Annotated in this window: 10 protein-coding genes; 8 read left to right on the top strand and 2 right to left on the bottom strand. The window is 48.7% G+C overall.

Annotated elements, in window-relative coordinates:
* Positions 1-62: 62 nt before the first annotated feature.
* Entirely contained in the window at positions 63-368 is a 306-nt protein-coding gene (locus tag MO867_RS24170) for a transcriptional regulator (protein WP_373565917.1), read from the bottom strand.
* A gap of 74 nt (positions 369-442) precedes the next feature.
* On the opposite strand from MO867_RS24170, the gene MO867_RS20530 reads away from it, so the two are divergent.
* Positions 443-1138 carry a LexA family protein gene (locus MO867_RS20530; protein WP_252472580.1) on the top strand — a complete coding sequence of 232 codons (696 nt, stop codon included), beginning with the start codon at positions 443-445 and terminating at the stop codon, positions 1136-1138.
* A 12-nt stretch (positions 1139-1150) separates the two neighbouring features.
* Here the strand turns inward: MO867_RS20530 and MO867_RS20525 are convergent, their stop codons facing one another.
* Positions 1151-1774: a hypothetical protein gene (locus MO867_RS20525; RefSeq protein WP_252472578.1), complete on the bottom strand. Its 624-nt coding sequence runs from the start codon at positions 1772-1774 to the stop codon at positions 1151-1153.
* Between the two features lie 189 nt (positions 1775-1963).
* Between MO867_RS20525 and MO867_RS20520 the strand changes: the two genes are divergently transcribed.
* From MO867_RS20520 to ssb, 7 genes are all read left to right on the top strand, one after another.
* Positions 1964-2686, top strand: a complete 723-nt coding sequence (locus MO867_RS20520; RefSeq protein ID WP_252472576.1) for a hypothetical protein — start codon at positions 1964-1966, stop codon at positions 2684-2686.
* Between the two features lie 27 nt (positions 2687-2713).
* Entirely contained in the window at positions 2714-3454 is a 741-nt protein-coding gene (locus MO867_RS20515) for a hypothetical protein (protein WP_252472574.1), read from the top strand.
* Positions 3454-3954 carry a siphovirus Gp157 family protein gene (locus tag MO867_RS20510; RefSeq protein WP_252472572.1) on the top strand — a complete coding sequence of 167 codons (501 nt, stop codon included), beginning with the start codon at positions 3454-3456 and terminating at the stop codon, positions 3952-3954. Before MO867_RS20515 ends, MO867_RS20510 begins: the two co-directional genes overlap by 1 nt.
* Before the next feature lie 50 nt (positions 3955-4004).
* Positions 4005-4160: a hypothetical protein gene (locus MO867_RS20505; RefSeq protein ID WP_252472570.1), complete on the top strand. Its 156-nt coding sequence runs from the start codon at positions 4005-4007 to the stop codon at positions 4158-4160.
* A 2-nt stretch (positions 4161-4162) separates the two neighbouring features.
* On the top strand, positions 4163-4402 hold the full coding sequence (locus MO867_RS20500) for a hypothetical protein (RefSeq protein ID WP_252472567.1): 240 nt from the start codon (positions 4163-4165) through the stop codon (positions 4400-4402).
* The gene (locus MO867_RS20495) at positions 4402-4611 is read left to right on the top strand and encodes a Lar family restriction alleviation protein (protein ID WP_252472565.1); all 210 of its coding nucleotides are present in this window, start codon (positions 4402-4404) and stop codon (positions 4609-4611) included. The genes MO867_RS20500 and MO867_RS20495 overlap by 1 nt, the downstream gene beginning before the upstream one ends.
* On the top strand, positions 4604-4808 hold a 205-nt coding region (gene ssb / locus MO867_RS20490), incomplete at its 3' end, for a single-stranded DNA-binding protein (RefSeq protein ID WP_252472563.1). The genes MO867_RS20495 and ssb, both read left to right, overlap by 8 nt.

The following is a 4808-nucleotide window of genomic DNA, read 5'->3' as shown; positions in this document are numbered from 1 at the left end:
CAAATAGGATTGAACTTCTGAATTAATCTGCTCTCTTGTCACGGTTGCCTCTCCTTTTGTTTTTACTGCCCTACTCCACCTTCAGAGTTTTCGTTTACACTCTCTGCAGGCTGAAAATTTTCGTCCGGGTGCACTGGATCACCATAAATATCTGGGCGTAGCTCATATCGCGTGACGGCACCATTTGTGGCAGCTTCAATCGGGCGGCACTGGCCGGCAGGAATTGGCCTCTTGCTCTTGAACCACTGAGTAATCACAGGTGGCTTGACCCCAATACTCTTTGCTAAGCCTGATTTAGTACCCACAATTGCCACGGCCCGCTTTAGGGCCTCTAGGTTGACGTCTTTATGAGCTTTGTTCGTTTTCATAAATCAAATATAAGGCAATGCTTTACTTTTGGCAAGCATTGCCTTGCAGGCATATAATTTACTTAAATCAAGCAATGCTTGAAGGTGAAAAGCTCGGACGAGCTATAGAAGAGGCCCGGAAAATCAAGGGCGTTACAAAGGCAGAACTGGCGCGCCAGTTCGGGGTCTCGAGCCAGTCTGTCCAAGGCTGGGTAAAAACTGGCCGGATAAAGAAGACTGCCCTACTGAGGCTGATTGCTTACTTCCAGGGGGATGTGGGCCCGGAGCACTGGGAGCTAACCAGCTACCCTGCTACAAGCCCTAGAAGTCAGGCTGACATCAATGAAGGACCCAGACACTACGATTCAAATGTGCGGGAAGGCCCCCCCATTAGGGGAAAAGTTCCATTAATCTCAACGGTTCAGGCCGGCAAGTGGATGGAGGTAATAGACAACTTGCAGCCAGGTGATGCGGAAGAGTGGCGCGAAACGACAGCAAATGTCGGCCCCAACGCATTTGCGCTTCGCGTTGAAGGCGACTCAATGACCACTTTAATGGGGGTTAGTATTCCCCATGGGTCAGTTGTGATTGTCGACCCTGATGCCGAGTACATCAACGGATCAATAGTTGTCGCCAAGCTGACCGACATTCAGGAGGCGACACTAAAGAAGCTGGTGATAGACGGCCCCAACAAATATCTCAAACCGCTAAACCCTGCATATTCCCCGATAGTCATCAATGGCAACTGTCAAATCGTCGGGGTGGCGAAGAAGGTCGAATACGACCTTTAATCCCACAGAAGGTTAACCTGATATGGCGGCGCCTTCCCTTATCGCCTGCACCCTGGACATAAACTCTCTTAGTGATAGCAGCGCTGTGGCCTGCCCTCCAGGTATACGCTCCTGCGAGAAAACAGAGTCCTCGTACCCGTCCCCGCTATGGACTCTTAGGCGCACATCCTCAGCAGTTAACATCTCCTCCAGCAACTCAAAGGGCACGACAACTGAGTTCATGCTCGTTGTATAAATCGTTTTAGAGATACTGTTCCATCCACTACTGGAGTGGTCCGTGAGGTCAGTTGCCTTATAGGAATAAATGCTGCCAGATATGTTTACGTTCAGCTCAGTCAGACTTACGTACGCTGAGTTCATGGAGGTGCTGGAGCTGTACTCCATAATTAGGGCTACATACTCTGGGGACAGGCTGTTCCATCGAGCGCCCAACCTGTATGAATTCCCCCCTAGCCGCTTTGGGTTATAGAGAAATTGCGGTGTGACCTCGACGACTTTTGCACCGTCAAAAGTGGAGACTTTTTCTGTTACCACACCCATACCACCCATCTGGGACATTGCATCCGCCATCCCCGTACATCCGTTCAGAGCCGCAACAGCCAGAAAGACCAACAAGCAAAGTCCTGTCTTTTTCATTCGATAATCCCTTTCTCTTGTCGAGCCTCGAGAGTATCAGCTGATCGCCCACCAAGAAAGAACACTCCCCACCCCAACTGCATCCCACTTTTAACAGCCCAAAAAAAAGTAAAGCAAAAGTAAGGCATTGCTGTTGCAAAAAATAAAGCATTGCTTTACATTTGACTTAACAGCTCAGGGAGAACCCCAATGTTAGGAACAAGCTCAACCGCCCCCACCGAAGACGCTCTTAGCAACTATGAGAATCACCAAGACTCTCTACCGGACGAAACCGCAGCTGATGTAGAGCGCGTTGAGGCTGGTATTACTGAATTCCTCCTGGAGAGCATTTTCTCAGGCAATCAAATCCGCCCTCTTTCTGAAGCCAGGTATCGCCGCCGCTTCCTGGAAATAGCTATCGATGAAATCGATCAGTTCAAGCTTAAAGATATTCTTCAGTGTGCGGCCTCGAATAAAGACTTTGCCCGCAGCTGTGCACTAAAGCTGGCCAGGGAGTACCACGAGGAACTGGAGCCCCGTGCAGCTGAAGATGGACACATCGAAGGCCACCCACTTTCCCGCCGAAAGCCCACCCAAGACGAAATTGAAAACACCGTATTTTTTATTGAGATGCACCTATTCCGCGAAACGGGAGCACTCAGTAATGAGTCGGCGCTAGCTCGGGAACTGCTTGATAAGCACATTGGAAAGTTTCTCGAAAAATACGCTGAAGATTGTGATTCAACCGGAAACGGAAAAATTGCTGAAATTGCCATCGGCGGCGACCACGCAGAGGCGGGATATCAATATCACTCGGTAGCAATGGAAACCGTGAGATTTATAGCTGAGAAATATTTCTGGCGATTCGCTCACGCTGCACGTGATGCCGGCTGCCTTGAATTGCCCGGTCATGAAATTGTTCAAAATTATTAACCCCCTCTAATAACGGGAGTGAGCAAAATGTCTGAAAACCTAAGCATCTGGCAGAAAGTAAAGAAAACTGACGCCCGCTTTGTAAAAGAGTCAACGGTAGAAGGCCGCAAAACTGCCAGCATCAACCATATCGCCATGGTTGAGAAAGCTACTGAAATATGGGGGCCAATCGGTATCGGCTGGGGTTATGAAATCATCGAGGAGCGTGACGATAGAGGCGCCCCAGTAATTGTGGAAGGTCTGGAGGTTGGCCACAACCTCACCCACACAATCAGACTTCGCCTCTGGTACAAAATCGGAGGAGAACGCGGTCATGTTGAAAACTACGGTCATACTCCTCGCGTCTACTGGTCACATAAAAACAAGTACTTTGTCGAAGATAAAGAAGCAGCCAAGAAGTCACTTTCTGACGCTTTAAAAAAGTGTTTCTCCTTCCTCGGATTCTCCGCAGATATTTATAGCGGCGAATGGGATGACCCCGAATACCGCCAAGAGCGCCAGCTAGAAAGCCAAATCGACAAAGCGGAAGACAAAGACTCTGCGCGAGACAAGCAAGCCAAAGAGCTTACCGAGTACGTCCAGAAACACCTGGAAACATTAAAAAGTTCTCTCCGCCTTCATGAGGCTGCCGGAATATTTAAAACCTCAATTAAACATCTTGAGCGGCAAGGAAATATTCCACACCTAACTGATGTCGCCAAGAAAGGAATTACCGCCCTCACTCAAACCTATGAAGCACAAAAGGAACAACTCCAAGGAGCTGCATGATGACCGCATTAAAACTCTATGAAATCACCGACCAAGCCCGCGATCTGAAGCAACTGGCCGAAGATAACGATTTAACCCCAGCAGATATTGCTGACACTCTGGAAGGGATAGAACTGGAATTCAACGAAAAGGCTATCCAGATAGGCAACCTGCTCATGAACTTCACCCCCTTCGAAAAGGGGCTTGATGATGAAATTAAGCGGTTGCAAGCCAAGAAAAAGGCCCGACAAAACCGCCGTAATTCAATCATCGAATATCTCCGCTCAAATATGCAGAAGTGCGGCATCAAGAAGATTGAGTGCCCGGTCTTCACAATCTCTCTCAGGAAGGCAGCAGCTAAGGTTGAGATTGAAAACGAAGACGCCCTGCCCGGCGAATACGTCACCGTTAAAAACACATTCGCACCGGACAAGAAAGCCATTTTGTCCGCCCTTAAAGAGGGTCAAGAAATTCCAGGGGCACGACTAGCAGAAGCTAAACCTGCTTTACAGATACGTTAGCGCGTGAGGCTTGCGCCGCTGGTACGGGGCGCATTTCTAGGGAGAGAGACATGTTTTCAGGAAGAAGTTTATTGCTGGCTGCACTGCAACTAAGTCAAATAGGTAAAGAGTGGGACGGCGTCATTCAGCCAAAACCGAATCATTATGCGGGAAAGGTCAACAAGCTAAGTCAAAAGGCAAAGCGTAAGCGGGCTAAGTGGAATTAATTATGAAAATCCAAGAAATGAATAGATTCGCCATATTTTGCGGCACTTATAACTTGTTAATGGGTGGGGCCAAGGATTTTCGTGAGTCAGTAGAAACACTGGAAGCCGCCCATAAAGTAGCGAATCAAATCGCCAAGACAGAAGTGTTTAAGCAGTGGGTGCAAATCTTTGACAAGAAAACTGATGAGCTGACCACCTACACCATAGTCGATGGTGAGCTGAAGGAAGAGGAGTGCAAGTGATGGGTGAGGAAATAAAGCTCAAGGGTTGCCCATTCTGTGGTGCTAAGGCGGTATTCGATTCTGATGACCATGACTGGCAGTGGATTGAATGCACCGGTTGCAGTGCTTCTACTGAGAGCCGTGTTTCCTATGCGGATGATTGTAAACCGCTGCTAGCGAAAAAATGGAATTCACGGGTTGGCGGAGTGGAGGCCAAAGGCAATGGCTAGAGGGGTCAACAAAGTAATTCTGATCGGTAATCTGGGGAATGACCCGGAAACCAAATATATGCCGAGTGGCGGTGCTGTGACCAATATCAGCCTAGCCACCAGTGAAAGCTGGAAGGATAAGCAGACCGGCCAACAGCAAGACAGAGTGGAATGGCACCGTGTAGTCTTTTTCAACCGCCTTGCAGAAATAGCCGGTG

The organism is Microbulbifer okhotskensis, from assembly GCF_023895975.1.
Taxonomy (GTDB): Bacteria; Pseudomonadota; Gammaproteobacteria; order Pseudomonadales; family Cellvibrionaceae; genus Microbulbifer; species Microbulbifer okhotskensis.
The sequence above is the reverse complement of the archived record's forward strand: the minus strand, read 5'-3'. Positions and strand labels throughout refer to the sequence as shown.